Annotated in this window: 17 protein-coding genes, 2 pseudogenes and 1 riboswitch; of the genes and pseudogenes, 8 read left to right on the plus strand and 11 right to left on the minus strand. The window is 71.5% G+C overall.

The features are described 5' to 3' along the window. Positions 1-71: 71 nt before the first annotated feature. Positions 72-1487: an NAD(P)H-quinone dehydrogenase gene (locus VB059_RS03280; RefSeq protein ID WP_323420595.1), complete on the minus strand. Its 1416-nt coding sequence runs from the start codon at positions 1485-1487 to the stop codon at positions 72-74. 267 nt (positions 1488-1754) lie between these two features. Here VB059_RS03280 and VB059_RS03285 point away from each other — a divergent pair, with 267 nt between their 5' ends. Together VB059_RS03285 and VB059_RS03290 are read left to right on the plus strand one after the other, a co-directional pair. Beyond that, complete coding sequence (locus tag VB059_RS03285) at positions 1755-2582, plus strand: purine-nucleoside phosphorylase (RefSeq protein WP_416339488.1); 828 nt, start codon at positions 1755-1757, stop codon at positions 2580-2582. Beyond that, positions 2579-4279, plus strand: coding sequence for a phospho-sugar mutase (locus VB059_RS03290; RefSeq protein WP_416339483.1), 1701 nt, complete (start codon positions 2579-2581; stop codon positions 4277-4279). Before VB059_RS03285 ends, VB059_RS03290 begins: the two co-directional genes overlap by 4 nt. A gap of 270 nt (positions 4280-4549) precedes the next feature. Here the strand turns inward: VB059_RS03290 and VB059_RS03295 are convergent, their stop codons facing one another. Continuing rightward, positions 4550-6193 carry a cation acetate symporter gene (locus VB059_RS03295; protein ID WP_323420596.1) on the minus strand — a complete coding sequence of 548 codons (1644 nt, stop codon included), beginning with the start codon at positions 6191-6193 and terminating at the stop codon, positions 4550-4552. Next, entirely contained in the window at positions 6193-6633 is a 441-nt protein-coding gene (locus VB059_RS03300; RefSeq protein WP_323420597.1) for a DUF485 domain-containing protein, read from the minus strand. The genes VB059_RS03295 and VB059_RS03300 overlap by 1 nt, the downstream gene beginning before the upstream one ends. 154 nt (positions 6634-6787) lie before the next feature. Further along, positions 6788-6913: riboswitch (TPP riboswitch) on the plus strand. Between VB059_RS03300 and VB059_RS03305 the strand changes: the two genes are divergently transcribed. Then, the gene (locus VB059_RS03305; RefSeq protein WP_323420598.1) at positions 6907-8259 is read left to right on the plus strand and encodes a purine-cytosine permease family protein; all 1353 of its coding nucleotides are present in this window, start codon (positions 6907-6909) and stop codon (positions 8257-8259) included. Its footprint overlaps the riboswitch before it by 7 nt. A gap of 338 nt (positions 8260-8597) precedes the next feature. On the opposite strand, the gene VB059_RS03310 is transcribed toward VB059_RS03305, so the two are convergent. Together VB059_RS03310 and metG are read right to left on the minus strand one after the other, a co-directional pair. After that, positions 8598-9566, minus strand: a complete 969-nt coding sequence (locus tag VB059_RS03310) for a type IV toxin-antitoxin system AbiEi family antitoxin domain-containing protein (RefSeq protein ID WP_323420599.1) — start codon at positions 9564-9566, stop codon at positions 8598-8600. A 391-nt stretch (positions 9567-9957) separates the two neighbouring features. Continuing rightward, complete coding sequence (metG, locus tag VB059_RS03315) at positions 9958-11754, minus strand: methionine--tRNA ligase (RefSeq protein WP_323420600.1); 1797 nt, start codon at positions 11752-11754, stop codon at positions 9958-9960. A gap of 294 nt (positions 11755-12048) precedes the next feature. Between metG and VB059_RS03320 the strand changes: the two genes are divergently transcribed. Continuing rightward, entirely contained in the window at positions 12049-12564 is a 516-nt protein-coding gene (locus VB059_RS03320; RefSeq protein ID WP_323420601.1) for a hypothetical protein, read from the plus strand. A 142-nt stretch (positions 12565-12706) separates the two neighbouring features. On the opposite strand, the gene VB059_RS03325 is transcribed toward VB059_RS03320, so the two are convergent. From VB059_RS03325 to VB059_RS03350, 6 genes and pseudogenes are all read right to left on the minus strand, one after another. Then, the gene (locus VB059_RS03325) at positions 12707-13813 is read right to left on the minus strand and encodes an adenosine deaminase (protein ID WP_323420602.1); all 1107 of its coding nucleotides are present in this window, start codon (positions 13811-13813) and stop codon (positions 12707-12709) included. Between the two features lie 299 nt (positions 13814-14112). Next, a pseudogene (locus VB059_RS03330) lies at positions 14113-14511 on the minus strand (cytidine deaminase); the annotation flags it as partial. Beyond that, entirely contained in the window at positions 14511-15878 is a 1368-nt protein-coding gene (locus VB059_RS03335; protein WP_323420603.1) for an amidohydrolase, read from the minus strand. The pseudogene VB059_RS03330 and the gene VB059_RS03335, both read right to left, overlap by 1 nt. A 215-nt stretch (positions 15879-16093) precedes the next feature. Then, positions 16094-17686, minus strand: a complete 1593-nt coding sequence (locus VB059_RS03340) for an acyl-CoA mutase large subunit family protein (RefSeq protein WP_323420604.1) — start codon at positions 17684-17686, stop codon at positions 16094-16096. A 156-nt stretch (positions 17687-17842) separates the two neighbouring features. Then, a complete protein-coding gene (locus VB059_RS03345) occupies positions 17843-19105 on the minus strand; it encodes an aminoglycoside phosphotransferase family protein (RefSeq protein ID WP_323420605.1) in 1263 nt (420 codons plus the stop codon). A 227-nt stretch (positions 19106-19332) separates the two neighbouring features. Further along, positions 19333-20694, minus strand: a pseudogene (locus VB059_RS03350) (hemolysin family protein); the annotation flags it as partial. 122 nt (positions 20695-20816) lie between these two features. On the opposite strand from VB059_RS03350, the gene VB059_RS03355 reads away from it, so the two are divergent. The 4 genes from VB059_RS03355 (at position 20817) to VB059_RS03370 (ending at position 25515) form a co-directional block, all read left to right on the plus strand. Then, the gene (locus VB059_RS03355; RefSeq protein WP_323420606.1) at positions 20817-22145 is read left to right on the plus strand and encodes a UDP-glucose/GDP-mannose dehydrogenase family protein; all 1329 of its coding nucleotides are present in this window, start codon (positions 20817-20819) and stop codon (positions 22143-22145) included. 156 nt (positions 22146-22301) lie between these two features. Then, the gene (gene folP, locus VB059_RS03360) at positions 22302-23183 is read left to right on the plus strand and encodes a dihydropteroate synthase (RefSeq protein ID WP_323420607.1); all 882 of its coding nucleotides are present in this window, start codon (positions 22302-22304) and stop codon (positions 23181-23183) included. 95 nt (positions 23184-23278) lie between these two features. Continuing rightward, entirely contained in the window at positions 23279-24160 is an 882-nt protein-coding gene (gene purU / locus VB059_RS03365; protein WP_323420617.1) for a formyltetrahydrofolate deformylase, read from the plus strand. Positions 24161-24528: 368 nt separating this feature from the next. Further along, complete coding sequence (locus tag VB059_RS03370; protein WP_323420608.1) at positions 24529-25515, plus strand: malate dehydrogenase; 987 nt, start codon at positions 24529-24531, stop codon at positions 25513-25515. Positions 25516-25574: the final 59 nt, after the last annotated feature.

Genomic DNA, 25574 nt, shown 5'->3' on the forward strand with positions numbered 1-25574 from the left:
ATCTCGACAGAAATGGCCTGGCACCCGCCGGTCGCGGGGTGCCAGGCCAGTTGCTGCCGGGAACGGCCCACCTAGGTGGTCAGCGCCGTCGCATTCTTCCCGTGGTTGTGCAGCCGACGCGCGGCCTCGGCCACCGAACCGGACAGTGACGGATAGACGGTGAAGGCCTGGGCGAACTCGTCGACGTTGATCCCCTGCGCAACCGCGAGCGAGACGGCGTGGATGAGCTCGGAGGCCGTCGGGGCGACGATCACGCCACCGACGATGATCCCGGTGATCGGCAGGCAGAACAGCTTCACGAACCCGTCGGTGAAGCCCTGCATCTTGGCCCGGGCGTTCGACGCCAGCGGCATCATCACCGCGTCGGCACCCGAGCGGCCCTCGTCGATGTCCTTCTGGGTGACACCGACGGTGGCGATCTCCGGGGCGGTGAAGATGTTCGAGGCGATGGTCTCCTGACGCAGCAGCGGGACGGCGTCACCGAGGGCGTGCCACATCGCGATCCGCCCCTGCATGGCGGCGACCGAGGCGAGGGCGAAAACACCGGTGCAGTCGCCGGCGGCGTACACCCCGCGGGCCGAAGTGCGCGAGACCTTGTCCACGGCCACGTAGCCCCGCTTGTCCAGCGTGACGCCGGCCTCCTCCAGACCCATCTCCGCGGTGTTCGGGATCGACCCGACGGCCATCAGGACGTGCGAGCCGGACACCTCACGGCCGTCCTCCAGGCCGACGACCACGCCGTCGCCCTCGCGTCGGGCCGACACCGCACGGGCGCGGCTGATGATGGTGATGCCGCGGCGCTCGAAGACGTCCTGCAGCACCCGGGCGGCGTCCGGGTCCTCGCCGGGCAGCACCATGTCGCGCGACGAGACGAGCGTGACCGGCACGCCCAGCGCGTCGTACGCGTTGGCGAACTCGGCACCGGTGACGCCGGAGCCGACGACGATCAGGTGCTCCGGGAGCTCGGTGAGGTTGTACACCTGGGTCCAGTCGAGGATGCGCTCCCCGTCGGGAACGGCGTCCGGCAGGACCCGGGGGTGGGCACCGGTGCAGACCAGGATGACGTCCGCCTCCAGGCGCTCCTCACCGAACTCGGTGGTCGCCACCACCGTGTGGGTGCCGTCCAGGCGGCCACGGCCGCGGACGATCCGTACGCCCTCCTCGACCAGCCGGGTCGCGATGTCGCCGGACTGCGCCTCGGCCAGGTGGATGACCCGGGTGTTCACCGCCCCGAGGTCGGTGCACACCGTGCCGGTGAGGTCCTCGTCGCCCCCGGGGGTGTTCAGTCCCTGGCCGGAGGCCTGTTCCATCGTCGACATGACGTTCGACGTCGCGATCAGGGTCTTGGACGGGACGCAGTCCGTGAGCACGGCGGATCCGCCGATGCCGTCGCTGTCGACCAGGGTCACCTCCCCGCCGAGCTGGGCCCCCACGAGGGCCGCTTCGTATCCGCCTGGTCCTCCACCGATGATCACAACCTTGGTCACATCGGGCATTCTTCCATGAGGTACGCTCCGGCGCGGCCTCGTGGGCCGTCCCGGTGCCGTGACGCGGATCGCAGGTTTCAGCCCGTACGCTCCGGCCGCCCCGTGGTCCCGGCCGAACGACCCGGGCGAGCCTGCCGCCCCAGCCACACAATGCCGGTCGCCCCAGCCGTACGACGCCGGTCACCCCTGCCGCACAGCGGGGGCCGGCGTGACAGACTCACCGCTATGAGCGAGACCCACCAGATCCCGGGCGCCGACTCCCCCGCCATGACCCCGCCCGACGCGACGATGCCCGACGCCGCCACACCCGACGATCTCGCCAGCCGCGCCGCCACCGCCCTGCTCGCCGCGCTGGGGATCGACCGGGCCGACCTGGCGGTGGTCCTCGGGTCGGGCTGGTCCGCCGGGCGCGATGCCCTCGGGACGGAACTGGCGAGCGTCCGACTGGCCGATCTGCCGGGTTTCCGGGCGCCGGTGGTCGAGGGCCACGGGGGTGAGGTGGCCGCGGTCCGGACCGTGACCGATGCCGTCGCCCTGCTGTTCACCGGGCGGACGCACCTCTACGAGGGCCTCGGGGTCGACGCGGTCGTCCACGGCGTCCGGACGGCGGCCGCAGCCGGCGCCCGGACGCTGGTGCTGACCAACGGGTGCGGGTCGACCCGGACCGACTGGGGGCCGGGCACCGTGGTGGCGCTGCGCGACCACATCAACCTCACCGGCACCACTCCCCTGCAGGGCCCCTCGTTCGTGAGCATGTCCGACGCCTACTCCCCCCGGCTCCGGGCGACCCTTGCGGCCCTCCGCCCGGGCGTCCCGGAGGGCGTGTACGTGCAGTTCCGCGGCCCGCAGTACGAGACCCCGGCCGAGGTCGAGTACGCCCGCCGGATCGGCGGTGACCTGGTCGGGATGTCGACCGCGCTGGAGACGATCGCGGCGCGGGAGAAGGGCATGGAGGTCCTCGGGCTGTCCCTGGTCACCAACCTCGCCGCCGGGGTCTCCGCCCGCCCGCTCGCCCACGCCGAGGTGCTCGCCGCCGGCGCCGCGGCCGGGCCACAGCTGCGGGCACTGCTCGCCGACCTGATGGCGGTGCTGTGAGCGCGCCGGGCACCGGCCGCTCGGACGACGCCGAGGACGGACTGTTCGCCCGGGCCGCCGCCTGGCGGGCGGACGACCCCGACCCGCGGACGGCTGCCGAGCTGGACGCCCTCCTCGCCGCCGCCCGGACCGGGGACGCGCCGGCCCTCGACGAGCTCCGGTCCGCCTTCGCCGGTCAGCTGGAGTTCGGCACCGCCGGGCTGCGCGGGCCACTGGGCCCCGGCCCGGCCCGGATGAACCGGGTGGTCGTCAGCCGGGCGGCCGCCGGGCTCGCCCGCTATCTCCTCGACACCGGTCACGCCGGCGGCAAGGTGCTGATCGGGCACGACGCCCGGCACCGCTCCGGCGACTTCGCCCGCGACACCGCCGAGATCATCGCCGGTCACGGCCTGGCGGCGGTGCTGGTCGAGCAGCCGATCCCCACCCCGGTCATCGCGTACGGCATCCGCGCGCTGGGCTGCGTGGCCGCCGTCGTCGTCACCGCCTCACACAACCCGGCCACGGACAACGGCTACAAGGTCTACCTCGGCGACGGGTCGCAGATCGTCCCCCCGGCCGATGCCGAGATCGCCGACCGGATCGCCGAGGCCGGCACCAGACCGGTGGCCGCGCTCCCCCGGGACACCGGCTGGCAGCCGGCCGAGCCCGGCCTGCTCGACGCGTACGTGGCGCGGGCGGCGTCACTGCTGACCGACACGGCTGCCCCCGGGGTGCCACGAACCGCGCTGCGCTGGGTGTACACCGCGATGCACGGTGTCGGCTGGGCGACCGTGGCGCGCGTGCTGGCGGCCGCCGGCCTCCCGCTGCCGACGGCGGTGGCCGAGCAACTGCAGCCCGACCCCGACTTCCCGACCCTGCCCTTCCCGAACCCCGAGGAGCCCGGCGCGCTGGACCTCGCGATCGCCACGGCGACCCGGTCCGACGCCGACCTGATCATCGCCAACGACCCGGACGCCGACCGGTGCGCGATCGCCCTGCCCGCCCCGGAGGGCTGGCGGGTGCTGCGGGGCGACGAGCTGGGGGCGCTGCTGGCGGCCGATCTGTTGGGCCGGGGGGCCCGCGGGACGTACGCCGCCTCGGTGGTCTCGTCCACCCTGCTGAGCACGATGTCGGCTGCCGCGGGCCAGCCGTACGTCACGACACTGACGGGCTTCAAGTGGATCGGGCGGGTGCCCGGGCTGGTGTTCGGTTACGAGGAGGCGATCGGGTACTGCTGCGACCCGGCGGCGGTGGCCGACAAGGACGGCATCACCACTCTGGTCCGGGTGCTCGACCTCGCCGGACGGCTCGCCGCCGAGGGACGTACGCTGCTCGACCTGCTCGACGAGGTGATGCGGACCCACGGGCTGCACGCCACCGACCAGTGGGCGGTCCGCACCTCCGACGCCGCCGCGATCGCCGCGGCGATGGGCCGGCTGCGGACCGCGCCGCCCGGCGACCTGGCCGGCGAGGCGGTGACGGTCACTGACCTGGCCCGCCCCGGCGGCGCGCTCCCGCCGACCGATGCGATCCTGCTCGAGGGCCCGACGGTCCGGGTGGTCGTCCGCCCCTCCGGCACCGAGCCGAAGCTGAAGTGCTACCTGCAGGTACGCCTCTCCGCCGCCGAATCAACCGATCTCACCGTCGCCCGCGCCGTGGCGGCCCGACGACTCGACCGGGTCCGCGAGCAGATCCGCGCGGTGCTCGCCCTGGGCTGATCACACCGGGCCACGCCGACCGGACCGAGCCACGCCGACCGGACCGGGCCGGCACACCTGGACAGCGAGCCCCGACACGACCACGCTGACACGCCACAGGCAGACCGACACCGGCCCGGGCGGCGCCGGGCCGCCCGAGGGCCCACGCCGGGACCGCTGACCGTACGGTCACGCGGCCGGGCCCGGATCGCGAACGATCCGGGCCCGGCCGAGGACGAGGAGCGGACGAGCAGCCTCAGCAGAGGAACATCGCCAGCGGACGAGCACGCCTCAGTGGACGATGGCCTCGCCGGCGCCCAGACCGGTCATCGAGCGGACCTCCATCTCGGCCTGCAGGGCCTTGTCGGCCTTGTTCCTGGCGGTGACGGTGCCGAGCCACCCCATGACGAACGCCAACGGCAGGGCGACGATCGTCGGGTTGGTCAGCGGGAACCAGACGAAGTCGGCGTTCGGGAAGAACGCGGACTTGTTGCCCGAGATGGCCGGCGAGAAGGCGATCAGCACGACCGAGGTGATCAGGCCGGTGTAGATCGACCAGACCGAGCCGCGGGTGTTGAACTCACGCCAGTAGAGGGTGAACAGGATCGCCGGCAGGTTGGCAGCGGCCGCGACGCCGAAGGCGAGCGAGATCAGGAAGGCGATGTTCTGGCCGTTGGCGAAGATGCCACCGACCACCGCGAGGATGCCGATGATCACCGAGGTGATCCGCGCCACCCTGACCTCGGAGGCGGCGTCGACCTTGCCGCCCTTCAGCACGTTGTTGTAGATGTCGTGGGCGAAGGACGCCGAGGCGGTGATGGTCAGGCCGGCGACCACGGCCAGGATGGTCGCGAAGGCGATGCCGGAGATGACCCCCATCATGATCTCGCCGCCGAGCTGCAGCGCGAGCAGCGGAGCCGCCGCGTTGGCCTTGCCCGGGGCGCCGTTGATGATCGTGTTGCCCATCCCGCCGCCGCTCTGGCCGACGAGCCAGATGGCGCCGTAGCCGAGGATGAAGGTGACGATGAAGAACAGGCCGACCAGGTTGATCGCCCAGACCGCCGAGCGGCGGGCCTCCTTGGCGGTCGGCACGGTGTAGAAGCGCATCAGCACGTGCGGCAGACCGGACGGGCCGGTGACCAGGGCGATGGCCAGTGAGATGAACGACAGCTTGGTCGCCCAGTCCTTGCCGTACTGCAGGCCCGGCTTGAGGATCGCCTCGCCGCCGGTGTGGTGGGCGATGGCGTCGCGCAGCAGATGGGAGACATTGAAGTTGGCGTAGACGAGGACCCAGATGGCCATGATCGTCGCGCCGGAGACCAGCAGCACGGCCTTGATCATCTGCACCCAGGTGGTGCCCTTCATGCCGCCGATCAGGACGTACGCGATCATGATGACGCCCACGACGCCGATGACCAGGTTCTGCCCGATCGTCGACTTGATGCCGAGCAGCAGGGCGACCAGGCCGCCCGCGCCGGCCATCTGGGCCAGCAGGTACACGAACGAGATCACCAGGGTGGAGATCGCCGCAGCGGTGCGGACCGGCCTGGCGTCCATCCGGAACGACAGCACGTCGGCCATCGTGTAGCGGCCGGTGTTGCGCAGCGGCTCGGCGACCAGCGTCAGCGCGATGATCCAGGCGACGAAGAAGCCGACGGAGTAGAGGAAGCCGTCGAAGCCGTTGATGGCGATGGCGCCGGTGACGCCGAGGAAGGCGGCCGCCGACAGGTAGTCACCGGTGATCGCCAGGCCGTTCTGACGACCCGAGAAGGCGCCGCCGCCGGTGTAGAAGCTGGCCGCGGCCTTCTTGTCGGCGTTGCGGCTGACGGCGATGACCACACCCATCGTCGCGATGACGAAGACACAGAAGATGGAGATGTTGATGACCGGGTTGCCGAACTGGGCGGTCTTGGCGGTCTCGAGCAGGGTCAGCATCAGAGGGCCGCCTTCTTCTCCAGGCGCTCACGCAGGGCCGTGGAACGGGGGTCGAGGTTCTTGTTGGCGTGGCGGACGTAGGCCCACGTCACGTACCAGGTGCTGGCGAAGGCCACCAGACCGAGCGGCACCCCCCAGGGGATGTAGCTGGCGCCGATGCGGGCCCCCATGAAGGCCGGCGCGTACGTCGCCAGCAGGACGAAGACGAAGTAGTACCCCACGAACATGATCACCATCGGAAAGGCGAAGTTGACGTGGGCGCTGCGCAGCTCGCGGTACTCCGCAGAGTTCTGGACAGCGATGAAGTCGATGCCCTCGAGATCGTGGTGCCCCTCACGGTCCTTGTCCCAGATCTCCGGGAGAGGTGCGTGGTGCTGGGGGAGGTTGGCCTCCACTTCCGGCTGGTCGCCGAAATGGGGCGGATGGGTGTGCGGCGTCATTGTCGCTCCTCGTGAATCAGCGGGGTCAGGGCCCCGTTGGTTGTGCATAGAGAGTGACTGTCAGCAGGCTCACAGGTCAACACATCCAGCACACAGGAGTGCGTGATTTCAATCACATACTCCGTCATTCGGGGGCGCGTGATACTCTGCGCCCATTCCATATCCCGGGAGTCCGCGCCACACGGCGGGCTGAGAGGGTCGAGTGCCTCACGGGGCTGGTCGGCCGACCGGACGAACCTGACCGGATCATGCCGGCGTAGGGAGCTGACACACATGTCTGTCGAAACATCGCAATTGTCGACCTCCGGGACCGATGCCGGGCCCGTCGAGGCACCTCTCACCCTGAGCACCGAGCCACCCCGTACGCTCGGGGCCTGGGCCCAGACCGCCCTGTGGGCCAACCTCGGGATCTCGCTCTTCGGCCCGCTCACCGGCGCCCTGATCGGCCTGTCGGTCGGCTCGGTCGGCCTGGGTCTGCTCGCCACCGTCGTGGGCTGCACGATCGGCGCGGTCATCCTGGGCGGGGCGGCCACCTTCGGCTCGATCACCGGTGCGCCGTCGATGGTCGCCCTGCGCGGCCTGCTCGGCCGCCGCGGCTCGACCGTGCCGACCGTCCTGAACATCCTGCAGAACATCGGCTGGGGCACGATGGAGCTGATCGTCATCTCCACCACCGCGGCGACCATCCTCGGTGCACAGTGGCGCTGGCCGTTCGTGCTGCTGGCCGGGGCCGTCACCACGACGATGGCCGTACGTCCCCTCGGCTCGGTGAAGCTGCTGCGGACGATCATGGTGTGGCTGGTGATCGCCTGCTCGGTGTACCTGTTCGTGATGGTGCTGCGCCAGCCGGTGCGCCCGATCGACCGGTCCGGCGTGATCGGCTTCTGGCCGGCCGTCGACCTCGCCGTCGCGGGTGTGGTGTCGTTCGCCCCGCTGGCCTCCGACTACTCGCGGCACTCGCGGTCCACCCGCGCGGCGTTCACCGGCGCGGCCGCGGGCTACGGACTGGCCGCGATCGCGTACTACGCCCTCGGCGTGTTCGCCATCGCCCACCTCGCCGGTGACCTGTCCGACGCGAAGCTGATCGGTGCGCTCGTCGGGCTGCCGGCCGGTGGTGTCGCGCTGTTCATCCTGATGGTCGACGAGGTGGACGAGGCGTTCGCGAACATCTATTCGACGACGATGTCGGTGCACAACCTCGCCCCGAACATCGACCGCCGGTGGCTGTCGATCGGGATCGGCATCATCTGCACGCTGCTGGCCGGCCTGATGGACTTCTCCCGGTACCAGAGCTTCCTGTACCTGATCGGCTCGGTCTTCGTGCCGCTCTTCACCGTCGCCGTGGTCGACTTCGCGTTGATCCGGCGCGGCCACTGGGACGTCTCGGACCGGGCCCCCTTCCGCTGGCCGCCGGTCGCCGCCTGGCTGTGCGGGTTCCTCGCCTACCAGCTGATCTACCCCGGGGACGTGCCCGGCTGGTCCGCGCTCTGGAAGGCCCTGGCGCAGGCGATCCACTTCACCGCGCCCGGCTGGCTCGGCTCCTCGGTCGGCTCGATCATCGTCGCCGGTGTCGCCATGGCGCTGCTGGGCCAGGTCGAGCGGGCCCGGACCCGGGTCGCGGCCTGAGCGTCCCATCCGCGCGGACGCGTCGGGGCTTGCACGCGGCGTTCCCGGGGGCCGGTGCAAACTGCCGGCGTCCCCGCGGGCCCAGTGCAAACTGCCGGCGTCACCGCGGACCCAGTGCAAACTGCCGGCGGCACCGCGGGCCCTGTGATGTTCTCGCGGACTCTCAGGAACTGCCGCCGAGTCCCGCGGACCCTCAGGCGTTCCCGCGGACCCTCAGGAGCTGCCGCCGAGTTCCCGCGGACCCTAAGGCGTTCCCGCGGATACCTGGGTGTCCGCGGGAGCTCACCAACGTCCGCGGATCGGTCGGATCGGTCGGATCGACTTCGAGGCTCGGAGGCTCAGACCCGGAGCCGCTGCTGACCACGCTGGAAGGCCTTCAGCAGCTCCTGCCTCATCAGGTCCGGGCGTTCGAGGTCCTCCCAGGTCCATCGCACCACCTCCCAATCGGCGGCGCGCAATCGGTCCTCCCGGCGCTTCTCCCGGAACACGACCTGCCCCGGGTCCTCCCCCTGGGCCCTGGGCAGCTGCAGGTATTTCACGCGGCCGTCGAACTCCCCCAGCGTCCGGCACTGGGGCCAGGCGAAGTCCGCCCGCCCGATCAGGGCACCCCTGGCCGTACGTACCTCGAACTGCAGTTCCGGAGCGGGGATACCCAGGGACGCCAGCACCACCCGGCAGGCCGATTCACCGCCGTTCTCCGCACGGGCGTCGGCGAATCCGGCCACCCAGCGCGCCCGGTCGACACCGCGACGCCGCCCGGACCGGTGCACGATCCGTTCCATGTCGGCGCGTTGTGCTTCCCCACCGTGCCGGCGCAGGGCATGGTCCGCCAGCGCCGCGGCGTCTCTCACGTCGCTGACCCGGGCCAGGTCGACGACCGACCGCGCCACGGTGGTCACGCGCAGGCCGTCGATGACCGTCCACTCGTCAGCAGGCAACGGACCGGTGTGCGTGGCCAGCCGGTCCCGGATGCTGCCGCCAGCGGTGCCGCGGGTGATGTGCACGCGGTCGTCGATGATGTCCCAGGGCACCTCGAGGCCATGCCAGACCGCCGCCGACACATGGCTGAGCACGGCAGACGGGTCGAGGTGTTCCTTGGCGGCGATGATCCGCAGGCGATGTCGTTCGACCGGATCCAGGTCGGCCACGTCGGCGTAGACCCCACGCCGCAGCTGGGTGAGCCGCCCGGCCCGGCACGCCGCACGCAGGCCATGGGCATCGAGCCCCAGGGCGGCAGCGGTCTGCGGTGTCAGCAGCAGTCCCGTGGGGAGGTCAGGGTACGGAGGGTAGGGCCTCTCGGTGTTCACACGCCCATCCCAGCCGCCACGCCGGGCCGACACGCCGGTGACAACAACCCGGACAACGTATCGGCAGAATGGACAACACCACCGGGGGGCTCGTGGGGTGTCACCTCCCTCTGGTGCCTCCGTCTTCCCTGGGCCCTCTGTCTTCCCGGGGCCCTTTGCCTCCCCCGACCCCCCTGCGCAGTCCCCGCGGACCTTGGAACGTTCTCGCGGTCCCCCAGGTATCCGCGGGACCTCAACAACGTCCGCGACAACGTTTCCCGCGCCGATGCTGAGCCGGGCACATCACCCGCCGCACCGATGCCGAGCCGGGCACGTCACCCGGGGCGACGTAGCGGGGACGTACCCCTCGCTGACCCTGGACCGGGCACGTTGCAGCGGAGCCGGGGGCCGCTCAGCCCTCGTGCTCGATCGGTGCCCACTCCGGGCCGGTCTCGGCCAGCTTGTCGTCCAGCTTGGCGTAGAGCGGTTCCGGCTTGGCCAGCGGGGTGCCCGGGACGATCGGCCGGGAGGCCCACACCGCCGCCGCGGACGCGTAGTCGCCCATCAGCACCGGGTAGTCCGGGCCACCGTCCTCGCTGACCGTACGGAGTTGCGGCAGCGCTGCCCAGACACCCTCGCCGCCGAGCATCTGGTAGATCTTCTGCGCCGAGTGCGGCATGAACGGGGTGAACATCACGTTGCAGTCCGACACCACCTGGAGCACTGTCCACAGCACGGTGTCGCGCCGGGACGGGTCGTCCTTGAGCTTCCACGGCTCGGTCTCGGAGAGGTACTGGTTCGCCAGGCCGACGATCCGCATCACCTCACCGATGCCGTGCTTGAAGTGGCTGTGCGACAGCGCCTCACCGACCACGTCGAACGCGGCCCGGGAGGCGTCGAGGAGCGTACGGTCCACGTCCTGCAGCTCACCCGGCTGCGGGATCGCGCCGACGTTCTTCCAGGCCATCGACACGGCCCGGTTGACGAGGTTGCCCCACTGGGCGGCGAGCTCGGTGTTGTTGCGGCGGACGAACTCCTCCCAGGTGAAGTCGGTGTCCTGGTTCTCCGGGCCGGCGACGGCGATGAAGTAGCGCAGCGCGTCCGGGCCGAACTCCCGCAGGAAGTCACCCACGTAGATCACGTGACCGCGCGACGAGGAGAACTTCGACCCGCTCATCGTCAGGTACTCCGAGGAGACGACCTCGGTCGGCAGGTCGAGCACGCCGAAGGTCCCCGGCTCGCCACCGTGGTCGCCCTGACCGTTGTGGCCGAGCAGGATCCCGGGCCAGATGACCGAGTGGAAGACGATGTTGTCCTTGCCCATGAAGTAGGAGGCGGTGGTCTCCGGATCGAGCCACCAGGACTGCCAGGCGTCCGGGTCACCGGTCCGGGCCGCCCACTCGATGCTCGCCGACAGGTAGCCGATCACGGCGTCGAACCACACGTACAGCCGCTTCATCGGCTCGTCACGCCAGCCGTCCAGCGGCACCGGCACGCCCCAGTCGAGGTCGCGGGTGATCGCCCGCGGCTTCAGGTCGTCGATCAGGTGCTGGGAGAACTTGATCACGTTCGGCCGCCAGTCCTCGCGGGTCTTGAGCCACTCGGTGAGCGACTCGGCCAGCGCCGGCAGGTCGAGGAAGAAGTGCTCGGTCTCGACGAACTGTGGCGTCTCACCGTTGATCCGGGAGCGCGGGTCGATCAGGTCGATCGGGTCGAGCTGGTTGCCGCAGTTGTCACACTGGTCGCCGCGGGCGCTCGCGTAGCCGCAGATCGGGCAGGTGCCCTCGATGTAGCGGTCGGGCAGCGTACGCCCCGTCGACGGGCTGATCGCCCCACGGGTCGGCCTGGCCACGACGTAACCGTTGCGGTGCAGCGAGAGGAACATCTCCTGGGTCACGCGGTAATGGTTCTTCGTCGTGGTCCGGGTGAACAGGTCGTACGACAGGCCGAGCCCCTGCAGGTCCTCGACGATGACCCGGTTGTACTTGTCGGCGAGCTCGCGGACGGGGACGCCCTCCTTCTCCGCCTGCACCGAGATCGGGGTGCCGTGCTCGTCGGTGCCGGAGACCATCAGCACCTGGTGACCGCTCATCCGCATGTACCGCGAGTAGACATCGGAGGGTACGCCGAAGCCGGACACGTGGCCGATGTGGCGAGGTCCGTTCGCGTACGGCCAGGCAACAGCGGTCAGCACACGGGATGAAGTCATGGGCCCCACGATATCGCCCACCGCTCGGGCCCTGACGCCGGCGATACGGTCACCGCGCCGGCCACGACGGCTCCTCCCCACGGCCCACCCGAGCGGCGGACAGGCGACGGCCGGGGCCCCAAAGATCCGCTCCTCGGACGGAGGACCCGGGCCGGGATCCGCACCACGGACGGACGGCCAGGGCCTCGGGATCCGCACCACGAACAGAGGACCGGGGCCCGAGATCCTCCCCACGAAGAGAGGACCGGGGCCCGAGATCCTCCTCCACGGGCTATGGACTGACATACTCGGGCCATGGACAGCTTCGTCGTGCACATCGACCGCAAACGGTGGGCGGACATGCGGCGCAACGGCCGGATCGGGCTGATCGGCTCGGTGCTCATCGGCATCGGTGGCGGGGTGTGGCTGATCGTCGCAGCCCTCGTCGGGGAACGCCAGACCAGTCTGGTCCCCGGGTGCCTCCTGGTGCTGCTGGGCATCGGCGCCGGCTGGTCCTTCCGCCAGAAGCAGCACCACGCGATCAGCGACAGCGGCTCACCGGTGCTGTTCACCCTCGACCGCGAGGGCCTGCACCTCGACCCCGGCGAGGGGGCCGAGCCCATCTCCCGTGACTGGGGAGCGTTCGCGCTGACCTGGCTGCACCGCTCGGGAAGCTATCTCGAGATCTCCCCCACCGGCCTGCCGACCCGACGCTGGCCGGTGATCGTCACCGACGCCGCCCGCCCGGCCCTGGCCGCCGCGATCACCGAGCTCTCCGGCAGCACCGCCACCCTCGGAGACGGGTCGCGACCGGCCCGCCACGGCGGCTGACCCGGATCACTCCGGGCTCCTCGACCGCCAATGGCCGGTCGGTCGAAACGAAGTGTTCCGGACCGAAGTGCTCCGAGCCGACCAGGGTCCGTCGACGACTCTTACCGCCCGGGCCCGACCCGCGGCGCCCCCCGGGGACAGGTCAGTGCGGCCAGGTCCGGTCGACCCGACCGGCGATGCGCTCCCGGGTGTCATCGTCGACGAATGCGGCGCGAACGGCCCGGTCCACGGTGGTCCGGACGTCATCGAGGGTCCAGCCGAAGGTCTCCACCAGCAGCGCGTACTCCCGGCTCAGCGTCGTCCGGCTGACCAGCCGGTTGTCGCAGGAGATCGTCACCTCGAAACCGAGCCGGTGCAGCCGGTCCACCGGATGGTCGGCCATCGTGGCGGCGACCCCGGTCTGCAGGTTCGACGAGGGGCACACCTCCAGCGGGATCCGGGCGTCGCGGACGAGGGCGGCGGTCTCGCCGAGCACCGGCTCGGGCCCGGTCAGGTCGATGTCCTCGATCAGCCGTACGCCGTGTCCGATGCGGCTGGCGTGGCAGACCTCGACGGCCTCGCGGACCGACTCGGGGCCGACCGCCTCCCCGGCGTGGATGGTGTACGGGACGCCCTCGTGCTCCAGGTACCGGAAGGCGTCGAGCTGGCGGCTCGGGGGGAAGCCCGCCTCGGCCCCGGCGATGTCGAACCCGGCGACGAGGTCCTCCTCGTGGCGTGCGGTGAGTTCGGCGATCTCCAGGCCGCGGTCGGCGTGCCGCATCGCGGTGAGCAGCTGGCGGACGATGATCGGGTGCCCGTCGCGGCGCGCGGCGGCCATCCCGTCCTTGAGTCCGTCCCCGACGGCCCGGACCGCGGCGGCCAGGGTCAGGCCACGGCGCTGGTGCTGTTCGGGGGCCCAGCGGGCCTCTGCGTACACCACACCGTCGTCGACCTGATCGAGGACGAACTCGTACGCCACCCGGTGCAGCGCCGCCTCGGTCTGCATCGCCGCGACCGTGTGCTCGAACGTCTCGAGGTAGCGCTCCAGGGAGCCCGAGTTCGCCGCCTCGAAGAACCAGTCCGCGAGTGCTGCGGGGGTGTCCGCGGGCAGCGGGTGACCGACCTCGGCGGCCAGTTCCAGCAGCGTCCGCGGCCGCAGACCACCGTCGAGGTGGTCGTGCAGGGCCACCTTGGGCAGGTCCCGCAACCGGGTCCGGTCAAGGGTGCGGGGGGAGCCGGTGCGGGGGTCGGCAGGCGCCGTGGAGGTCACTGGAAGTCCTCGGGGTCGAAGGTGTCCGGTGAGGCGGGCGCCGCGTCGGACACACGGTCGTCATGGTGATCGTACGGATGTCGGGCCGGGTCGTACGGGGCGTCCGGCCCCGGGACGGCGGTCGGGTGCGCTCCGGCTGACGGGCCGACCGTCCGGGTGGGAGCGGCCGTCCGGGTGGGAGCGGCCGTTGCGGTGCCGGGTAGGCGTCGGACCGGAGCGGGCCGGGCGCCGCCGGCCGACGCCGCGGCAGACCCTGCTGGTGTGGCGGATCCCCCGGGCGCGGCCGGTGCCGGGGCAGCGTTGGCGACCCGGTCGAGGTCGGCGGTCCCGAACGCGCGGGGCAGCAGGTCCGACATCGGGATCGGGCCGTCCGCGCTCCGGACCAGCATCCCGGGGGCGGCATGTTCGGACAGCAGCTGGCGGCAGCGGCCGCACGGCGTCAGGGGTCCGCCGGTCGCGTCGACACAGACCAGAGCGACGAGCCGGCCCCCACCGCTGAGCGCGAGGGCGGACACCAGGCCGCACTCGGCGCAGAGGGTGACCCCGTACGAGGAGTTCTCGACGTTGCAGCCGGACACCGTCCGGCCGTCGTCGACGAGCGCGGCGGCACCGACCGGGAACCGCGAGTAGGGGGCGTACGCCTGCCGGCAGGCCTGCCGCGCCGCGTGCTGCAACGCTGGCCAGTCGATGCCGGTCATCACGAGTCCTGCGGGTGCCGGGCCGCGCCCGTCTCGGCGGGATCCCCACCGGGCACACCGAGTGCCCCGGGCAGACCGGGCGCTGCGGCACGGACACCCTCGGCCCGGCTGCCGTCCGTGGCGCCCTCCGGCCGTGGGTGATAGTGCATCGGCGTCGCGGCCAGGCGGCTCAGCACCTTGACCCCGACCGGGATGCAGCCCTCGTCGACGTCGAACCGCGCCTGGTGGATGTCGGGCCAGTCGGCCTCGGCGATGCCGCGGGGGCGGACGCCCAGCCGGGCCATCGCGCCCGGGACGGCCTGGAGGATCCAGGCGAAGTCCTCCCCGCCCAGTGACTGGGCGGTGCGGGCGACCGACTGCGGGCCGAGCTGGCGCTCGGCCGCGTCGACCAGTCGGGCGACGCCGCGGGGGTCGTTGACCGTCGGCGGGATGCCGGGGTCGATGTCGACGTCCACCTCGACCCCGAACGGCGCGACGATCCCGGTGATCAGTCCGGGCAGCAGCGCGACGGCCTGTTTCCATCCGGGCACGTCGAGCACCCGCAGCGTCCCACCCAGCTCGCCGGTGCGGGGGATGGCGTTCTCCACGCTGCCCGCGGCGATCCGGCCCCAGATCAGCGAGGCGCCGCTGCGGGGATCGATCCGGCGCGACAACAGGAACGGCGCCTGGGTGACGACCGCGCCGAGGGCGCCGACGACGTCGGCGGTCAGGTGCGGCCGGGACGTGTGGCCGCCGGCCCCGCGCAGGTTGACGTTCACCTTCACCGCGGCGGAGGTGATCGCGCCGCGCTTGACTGCGATCTGGCCGACCGTGGTGCGTGGATCGCAGTGCAGCGCGTACGCCTCGCGGACACCCTGCAGTGCGCCGGCCCGGATCACGTCGGGGGCGCCGCTCGGGGTGGACTCCTCGGCCGGCTGGAAGACCAGCCGCACCCCGGTGTGCAGCAGACCGCGCCGGCGCAGCTGGACCAGGACGTGGCCGACCCCGAGGACGATCGTGGTGTGCACGTCGTGGCCGCAGGCGTGGGTGACGCCCGGGTTCTTCGACGCGTACGTCACGTCCTTGGCGTCGGTCAGCGGGAGCGCATCCATGTCGCCGCGCAGCGCGACCATGCCCGTGCCGGGCTCCCAGTCGTCGCCGACGATGTCGCAGGTGAGGCCGGTGCCGACGGGCAACACCTTGGGCTCCAGGCCGAGCGACAGCAGCGACTCGGCGACCCGCTGGGTCGTCCGGCGCTCGGCATGGCCGAGCTCGGGGTGGGCGTGCAGGTCACGACGGAAGGCGATCATCCGCTCACTGATGGCCGCGGTCGCCACCGCGATGGCGGGACCGGGATCCACCTCCGGCGTCGTGGGTGAGGCGGTCATTGGCCCAGCCTATCGCCGTCGCCGCCGCCCGGCAGGCCCGAGGCGATACGGGCCGGGACGGCCGACGGCCGCCACCCCATCCGGGGTGACGGCCGTCGGTGCTGTCCGGCGGTGCCGTAGTGCCGTCGGTGGCGTCCGGCGACGCAGTCGGCGCGGCCCGTCGGGTCCGGTCCCTGGGGACGGTCCGTCGGGGCGATCCGTCGGAACGGGTCGGCTCAGGCGCCGGCCGCGTCGCTCGGGGTGTAGGTGCCCCACACGCCGCGCAGCGCGTTGCAGACCTCGCCGATGGTGGCCTTGGCCTGCAGCGCCTCCTTCATCGGGTAGAGCAGGTTGTCCGAGCCCTCGGCGGCGGCCTTGATCTTCGCCAGCGCGGCATCGACCGCCGCATTGTCGCGTCCGGCGCGCAGCTCGGTCAGGCGCGCGGCCTGCTGCTCACCGATCGTCGGATCGACGCGCAGCGGCTCGTACTTCTCCTCCTCCTCGACGGTGAAGCGGTTGACGCCGACCTGGACGCGCTCACCGGAGTCGATGCCCTGGGCGTACGCGAAGGCGGAGTCCTCGATCTCGCCCTTCTGGAAGCCCTGCTCGATGGCCTTGACGGCACCGCCCATGTCGTCGATCTGCTTGATCAGCTTCCAGATCTCGGCCTCGAGGTCGTCGGTCAGCTGCTCCACGACGTACGAACCGGCCCACGGGTCGACCGTCTTGCAGACGTCGGACTCGTACGCGATGACCTGCTGGGTACGCAGCGCGAGGCGCGCGGCCTTCGGCGTCGGCAGCGCGATGGCCTCGTCGAAGGAGTTGGTGTGCAGCGACTGGGTGCCACCGAAGGTGGCGGCCAGGGCCTGCACCGCGACGCGGACCAGGTTCACCTCGGGCTGCTGAGCGGTCAGCTGCACGCCCGCGGTCTGGGTGTGGAAGCGCAGCATCTGCGACTTGGGCTTCTCGGCGCCGAAGCGCTCCTTCATGATCTTCGCCCACACCCGACGGGCGGCGCGGAACTTCGCCACCTCCTCGATGATGGTGGTGCGGGCCACGAAGAAGAACGACAGGCGCGGGGCGAAGTCGTCGACCTGCAGGCCGGCCTTGGTCGCCGCCTCGACGTACGCGATGCCGTCGGCCAGGGTGAACGCGACCTCCTGCGCCGGCGTGGCGCCCGCCTCGGCCATGTGGTAGCCCGAGATGGAGATGGTGTTCCACTTCGGGATGTTGTCGTGGCAGTACGCGAAGATGTCGGAGATCAGCCGCAGCGACGGGGACGGCGGGAAGATGTACGTGCCGCGGGCGATGTACTCCTTCAGCACGTCGTTCTGGATGGTGCCGGTGAGCTTGTCGGCAGTGGTGCCCTGCTCCTCGGCCACCAGCTGGTAGAGCAGCAGCAGGACGGCGGCCGGGGCGTTGATGGTCATCGAGGTCGAGACCTTGCCCAGGTCGATGCCGTCGAACAGGACGCGCATGTCGTCGATGGAATCGATGGCCACACCGACCTTGCCGACCTCGCCCTTGGAGATCGCCGCGTCGGAGTCGTAGCCCATCTGCGTCGGCAGGTCGAAGGCCACCGAGAGGCCCATCGTCCCGTTCGCGATCAGTTCCTTGTAGCGCTCGTTCGATTCACGCGCATTGCCGAAGCCCGCGTACTGACGCATCGTCCAGGGGCGGGTCGTGTACATCTTGGGGTACACACCGCGTGTGAAGGGGTACTCCCCGGGGTTGCCCAGCTTGCTGGCCGGATCCCAACCGTCCAGCGCGTCAGCCGAGTACACAGCCGCGAAGGGAGTCCCGGTTTCGGTCTCACCAATTCCACTCATGCGGCTGAGCCTACCGGGGCCACTTCCGGGCTGTACGGGCGATCCCCCCTCTTGTCCGCACCGTCCCGGGTGACCGGGACCCGGCTGTGAGGAATCCCACAATCGGGTCACCGGGGCGGGTCACCCACCGGGTCATCGGAGCGGGGCCCGGCGGCGTCAGCCGACCTGCCGGACCAGGGCCTCGGCGGCGCTCACGATGGCCACCGTCTCCTGCTGCCAGTTCGCCTCCTGGCTGCGGTGCGGCCCGGTCGCCAGGCTGATCGCGACCCCGGCGGCGCGCAGCCGTAGCTCGGTCGGGTCGACCCGGCGGTCGAACACCGGCGTCCACTCCTCCAGCAGCCGCTGCAGGTGGACGGCCTGGGCGACGTCCATCCGCTGGATCGTGGACAGGTGGGCGAGCAGGCAGCCCAGATCGTCGGCACGCCGGCCGGGGCCGATGCCGTCGATGTCGAGCAGGCCGCAGATCCGCCCACCGGCGACGTGCACCTGCCCCTCGTGGAAGTCGCCGTGGGTCGCCTCGTCACCGGGGTGCAGTCCGGCCAGGCCCTGGCTGACCTGGTCGGCCAGCCACAGCAGCCGCTCCGCCAGCTCCGGCATCGCCCGGGCGACGACCTCGACGTAGTAGTGCACCGAGTCGGTCCACGGGATGCGTCGCGGCAGCCGGGTCACCACCGGCGGGAAGGCGTCGAGCACGGCGATCAGTTCCTCGGCCGTGCACGGGGAGTCCTCGCGGAACAGGGCGGTGGACAGCGGCAGGCCCGGCAACCCGGCGGACACCACCACCGAGTCGTGGGTGAGCGCCAGCACCTCGGGCACCTCGATCCCGGCCCCGCGCAGCATCCGGTGCCGGTCGACCGTCTGGGCGGCCTCCGCCGCGGTCTGCACCTTGAGGTAGAAGCGGCGGGTCTCGCCCTCGGCCCGGATGTCGGCGCGCAGCACGGCGCGCTGCCGGGGGCGGTAGCCGACGACGTCGAGATGGACGTCGGCCGGGGCGACCGTCGGCCGGTGGCCGGCCAGGGTCCCGGCGCGTGGGGCCCACAGGCCGAAGTCGTTGACCAGGTCGGCCACCCCCTCGGCGTACGCCGCGGTCCGCAGACCCGGCAGCTCCGGATCCTCCGGGTAGATCCAGACCGTCACCTCCTGGCCGTACGGGTCGTGGTAGACGTGCGCATCGGCCCGTTCCGACGCGTCGGGGCCGCCCACCCGGGAGGTCACCCCGACGACCTCGGTCGACTCGCCCCAGGGCCAGGCGACGTGCGCGCGGTAGGTCGCCGTGGTGGCGCGGCCGGGCTGGTGGTCGACGTGGTCCATCCGCCACCGCAGCAGCTGGCCACCCGCGTCACGGACCGCCGCCATCAGGATGTCGGCGACCGCGCGGGAGCTGAGCAGCAGCCCACCGTCCGGGTCGTTCTCGTTCATCCCCGCCACCCCCTTCATCCCTGTTCCGACCCCGGTCCGGTTCCGGACCGGCGCTGGTCCGGCCCCGGCCCTGTTCCGGACCGGCGCTGGTCCGCGTCGGTGCCGTCGGACCCGACGCCGCCGACCCGCTCGACACCGGCCCCCGCGGCCCCGGCGTTCTCGGTCCCGGCACCACCGTCGGCTTCCCCGCCGTCGGCTTCCCCAGCGCCGCCAGCGCCGGCCGGACCGGTGGCGGTGTCGGGAGCCGGCCGGGTCCCGCGCTGCCGCCCCGCGGCGGCCGGCACGCCCGCACGACGGATCAGGAACCGCGCCGCCCGGCGCCCGTCCATCTCGAGCACGCTCACCTCGACCCGGCGCTCACGCTCCGGGTCGTCGGCCGACGTCAGCTCCGCCTCGGTGACGTCGCCGACGGCGGGGATGGCGCCCAGCCGGAACATGAACCAGCCGGCCAGGGTGTCGTACGGCCCCTCGGGCAGCACCATCCCGGTCTCCTCCTCGAAGTCCTCCAGCGAGGTCAGCCCGTCGATCTCCCTGGTGTTGGGGGCGGCCGGGGTCGCCTCCTCGACGATGTCGTACTCGTCGGTGATCTCCCCGACGAGCTCCTCGACCAGGTCCTCCATCGTCACCATGCCCGCGGTCCCGCCGTACTCGTCGCGCACGATCGCCATGTGGCTCGACACCCGCCGCATCTCCGCCAGCGCGTAGATCACATTGACGGTCTGCGGGAAGTTGGCCATCGGCCGGACGAGCTCCTCGACCGGTGTCGCGCGCTGGGCCCACCGGGGATCGAAGAGGTCACGGACGTGCACGAAGCCGAGCACGTCGTCGGCGGACGCCCCGGTCACCGGGTAGCGCGAGTGCGGCGCCCCGGTCAGCTCCCGGACGGCCCGGTGGACCGGCGTGTCACCGGGCAGGAAGTCGACCTCCGTCCGGGGCACCATCACCTCACGCAGGGTCCGGTCCCCCGCCGCGAAGACGTCCTCCAGGATCCGGCGTTCCTCGTCGCCGAGGGTCGCCGAGTCGGACACCAGCGACCGGAGCTCCTCCTCGGAGACCGCCTCGCGGGCGGCGTCGGGCCGGCCGCCGAGCAGCCGGACCAGAGCGTTGGTGGACACCTCGAGCAGCCAGATCACCGGCCGGGCCGCCCGGGCGATCCCGTCGACCGTCGGCCCCAGGGCCATCGCGAACGATTCCGCACGTTGCATCGCCAGCCGCTTCGCAGTCAGCTCACCGAGGACGATCGAGACGTACGAGATGGCGATGGTGATCAGCACCAGCGAGACCGTCGAGGCGACCCCCGACGGCATGCCGAGGCGTTCCAGGACGGGCGAGAGCCGGCCGGCGATGGTCGCGCCGCCGAAGGCGGAGGACAGGAAGCCGAAGAGCGTCACGCCGACCTGGACGGCGGAGAGGAACCGGCCGGGGTTCGCCGCCAGATGGGCCACCTTGCGCCCCCGCGGGCCGCGGGTGCGCAGTTGCTTGATCTGGCTCTCCCGCAGCGAGATGAGCGCCATCTCGGCGGCGGAGAAGAAGCCGCCGCAGAGGGTGAAGAACAGGACGAGAAGGATCTCACCGACCAGGGGGCTCATCCGAGCTCGCCTCCCCACCGCGCCGGTCCGGACCCGGGTCCGACCGGACGCCCGAGCGGGAAGGCGCCCATACTGTGGTCATCGATCACGCGCACAGGATACCGGGAGGGCGGTCGGTCACCATGTCGCTGCGCATCAGTGTCATCGGCACCAATTATCTCGGCGCGGCCCACGCCGCGGCGATGGCCGAGTTCGGCCACCGGGTCATCGGTGTCGACGTCGTGGCGAGCCGCGTCGCCACCCTCAACGCGGGCCGCTCACCGGTCTTCGAGGACGGTCTGGAGCCGTTGCTGCGCAAGCACGTGCAGGGGATCGCCGGCAGCACCGACCGGTTGCGGTTCACCACCGACTACGACGAGATCGCCGACTGGGCCGACGTCCACTTCATCTGCGTCGGCACCCCGCAGGGCGACGACGGGTCCGCCGACCTGACCGAGGTCCGGTCCGTGATCGAGACGCTCGCCCCGCGGCTCACCACCGCGGCCCTCGTCGTCGGCAAGTCGACCGTGCCGGTCGGCACCGCCCGGACGCTCCAGCAGCGCCTCGACGCGATCGTGCCGAGCCGGGAGCGGGTGGAGGTGGTGTGGAACCCCGAGTTCCTCCGCGAGGCGCACGCCGTGGCGGACAGCCTGCGGCCCGACCGGATCGTCCTCGGCGCCCAGTCGCCGGCCGCGATCGACCTGATGCGGCGGGTGTACGCGATCCCGATCAGCGAGGACACACCGGTGATCGAGTGCGACCTGCAGACGGCGGAGCTGATCAAGGCGGCCGCCAACAGCTTCCTCGCCACCAAGATCTCCTTCATCAACGCGATGGCGCGGATGTGCCAGGCCGCCGGCGGTGACGTCGCGCGCCTGGCCGACGCGCTCGGCCACGACCGCCGGATCGGGCGGGAGTACCTCAACGCCGGGCTCGGGTTCGGCGGCGGCTGCCTGCCCAAGGACGTCCGGGCCCTGGCCGTCCGGGCCGCGCAGCTGGGGGTCGGCGAACTGTCGGACCTGCTCGGCTCGGTGGAGGCCATCAACGCGGGCCAGCGCACCGCGATCGCCGACCTCGCCGTCGCCGAGCTCGGCGGGGACATCCGCGGGCGCAGGGTGGCGGTGCTCGGCGCGGCGTTCAAGCCCGGCACCGACGACACCCGTGACTCCCCCGCGCTGACCGTCGCCCGCGACCTTGCCGCGCGTGGCGGCGACGTGCGGGTGTACGACCCGCAGGCCGAGGTCGGTGACGGTCTGTTGTACGCCGCCGGATCGGTCCGGGAGGCCCTGGCGGATGCCGAGCTGGTGCTGCACCTGACCGAGTGGGAGGAGTTCCGCCAGCTCGAACCGGCCGAGTACCTCGCGGTGGTGGCGAACCCGTTGATCATCGACGCGCGCCTCAAGCTCGACCGCCACCGGTGGACCGCCGCGGGCTGGAAGGTCGTCCAGCCGGGCCGCGCCGCCACCCTCTGATGCACCCTGGACCCTGGTGCACCTTGGGCCCTGACACACCCTGGGCCGGCGCCCTCTGACGCGCCCCGGTCGGAGTGCGCCCCGGTGGGAACGACCTGAGGCGCCATGGGGGGAGACGGCGACGGGACCGGCGACGTTTCTGTTTCAATCGCTGACGTGACGACTTTTCCCCAGTACGGCATCCGGACCATCGGTCGGCGGACGTTCGACTTCGATCGACAGGCGGCCGTGATGGCGGTGGTGAACCGCACGCCGGACTCGTTCTGGGATCATGGCCGTACGTTCCGGCTCGACGCCGCAGTGGCGGCGGCGCTGGCCGCGGCGGGCGAGGGCGCCGACTGGGTCGACATCGGCGGGGTGCCGTTCTCGCCGGACACCCCGGAGGTGTCGGAGGCGGAGGAGATCGACCGGGTCGTGCCGGTGGTCGAGCGCGTCGCCGCCGCCAGCGACGTGGTGATCTCGGTCGACACCACCAGGCCGGGGGTCGCCGAGCGGGCACTGGCGGCCGGGGCCGCGGTGATCAACGACACCTCCGGGCTGGCCGACCCCGGCCTGGCCGAGCTCGCCGTCTCGACCGGGGCGACGCTGATCGTCACGCATTGCCTGGCCGCGCCGCACGCCCACCACCCGCGGCCGCACTACGACGACGTGGTGAGCGAGGTCGTCGCCTTCCTCGCCACCCGGCTCGAACGGGCCCGGACGCTCGGCGTCCGCGACGAGCAGATCGTCCTCGACCCGGGCCACGACCTGAACAAGAACACCCGCCACACCCTGGAGCTGACCCGGCGGTTCGGCGAGGTGGTCGCCCTCGGCCTGCCGACACTGGCGGCGGTGTCCAACAAGGACTTCATCGGCGAGGCCCTGGACCGGGAGCGCGCGGAACGTACGTACGGCTCTGTGGTGGCGGCCACCTGGTGCATCCAGCAGGGGGCTCGGGTGATCCGGATGCACGACACCCGGGCGGCGGTCGACACGGTGCGGCTCTGCGCGGCGATCGAGGGCACCCGCGAGCCGGCGTACGAACGCCACAACCTCTGACCCCCTCCGCCGCGGGCCGAGGCCTGCGCCCGGTGCGACGACCGGCCACGGACCCACGCATGGCGTACGTCACGGTCGGCTAGCCTGACGGGGTGATCGAGGGGCAGAACGTGGCAACAGGGTTCAACGACACCGCCGACCAATGGGTGGTCACGTTGAGCTGCAAGGACCGGCCGGGCATCGTGCACAAGGTGTCAGGCGCGGTGGTGGGTGCCGAGGGCAACATCACCGAGCTGCAACAGTTCTCCAGTCTGGACACCGGCAACTTCTTCATCCGGCTGCAGTTCGCCACCGCCCAGCCCCGGGACGCGATCGTCGCGCAGCTCACCCCGGTGGCCCGCGAGCTGGACGCCCGCTGGCAGATCGACGTCGTCGGACGTCCGCTCCAGACCCTGATCCTGGCGTCCCGCGCCGGGCACTGCCTGCAGGACCTGCTGTTCCGCCAGCACGCCGGGCAGCTGTCGGTGAACGTCCCGCTGGTGATGTCGAACCACGACAACCTGCGCCAGCTGTCGGACTTCTACCACGTCCCGTTCGAGTACCACTACGTGATCCCGGAGACCAAGGCCGACTTCGAGCACCGGGTGATGCAGGTGGTCGAGGAGCACGGCATCGAGCTCGTCGTGCTGGCCCGCTACATGCAGATCCTCTCCCCAGAGCTGTGCGACTTCCTCCAGGGCCGGGCGATCAACATCCACCACTCCTTCCTGCCGGGGTTCAAGGGCGCCAACCCGTACCGTCAGGCGCACGCCCGCGGCGTCAAACTGATCGGCGCCACCGCACACTTCGTCACCGCCGATCTGGACGAGGGCCCGATCATCGAGCAGAACGTCGTCCGGGTCGACCACTCCGACTCACCGCGCCAGCTGATGGCGATCGGTCAGGACGTCGAGTCACGGACGCTGTCGCAGGCGGTCCGGCTGTTCTCCGAGCACCGGGTGCTCCTCGACGGCATCCGGACGATCGTCTTCCAGTAGGCCCGGCGTCCCCCGTCCCGCCCGACCCGGGTGCCACCGATCCCGCTGGGCGTCCCCCGTCCCGCCCGACCCGGATGCCACCGATCCCGCTGGGCATCCCCCATCGCCCGGCCCGGGTCCCTGTCGCCCGGACTGGGGGTGGGCTGCGGAGGCCGGCCGGGCCGGGTGGTCCGAGGCTCGGCGACAGCTGTGGCCATCACCACGCCGATGCCGCTCTCCCCCAGCAACCATGCGTGGTCAGACCATTTGATCCACCACAACGCGTAGACCCCCTCCACCCCGTCGGAGGCAATTCCGGGAGTGCTAGCGTCAAGCACGTACGGACCCGGACCCCGGGTGCGCCAAGACAACCGACAAGGGAGTACACCGTGTCTCAAGCCCCCGTGAAGGTGGCTGTCACCGGCGGTGCCGGTCACATCGCCTACAGCCTCCTGTTCCGCATCATCCAGGGTCAGCTCCTCGGCAAGACCCCCGTCGAGCTGCGTCTGCTGGAGATCACTCCGGCGATGAAGGCGCTCGAGGGTGTCGCGATGGAGATCGAAGACTGCGCGTCGCCGCTGGTGGCCAACGTGGAGCTGACCGACGACCCCAACGTGGCCTTCGACGGTGCGAACATCTGTCTGCTGGTCGGCGCCCGTCCCCGCGGCAAGGGCATGAACCGCTCCGACCTGCTCGCCGCCAACGGCGCCATCTTCGCCCCGCAGGGCAAGGCCATCAACGACAACGCCGCCGATGACGTCCACGTCCTGGTGACCGGCAACCCGGCGAACACCAACACCCTGATCGCCCGCACCCACGCGCCGGACGTACCCGCCACCCGGTTCACCTCGCTGATGCGCCTGGACCACAACCGGTCGGTCGCCCAGCTCGCCAAGAAGACCGGCTTCTCGGTCAACTACATCGAGCGCGTCGTCGTCTGGGGCAACCACTCCGACACCCAGTACCCCGACATCACCAACGCCACCATCGCCGGCAAGCCGGCCATCGAGGTGGTCAACGATGAGGAGTGGCTGGAGAACACCTTCATCCCCACCGTCTCCAAGCGGGGCGGCGCGATCATCGAGGCACGCGGCGCCTCGTCGGCCACCTCGGCGGCCAACGCCACGGTGCAGCACATGCACGACCTGATCCTCGGGTCGCCCGAGGGTGACTGGGTCACCATGGGCGTGACCTCCGACGGGTCGTACGGTGTCCCGGAGGGCCTGACCTTCGGCATGCCGTGCATCACCAGGAACGGTGAGTACGAGATCGTCCAGGGTCTCGAATTCAGCGACTACGGCAAGGCCAAGCTTGCCGCCACCATCGAGGAGCTGGAGAACGAGCGGGCTGCGGTCCACGAGTTGGGGCTCGTCTGAGCCTGCAGGCTTCCCGGTCACAACGGCGTGTCTGGGCAACGTGAGAGGGGTGGGGGGCC

Origin of the sequence: Raineyella sp., from assembly GCF_034933565.1 — a bacterium.
In the GTDB taxonomy this organism is placed as follows: domain Bacteria; phylum Actinomycetota; class Actinomycetes; order Propionibacteriales; family Propionibacteriaceae; genus Raineyella.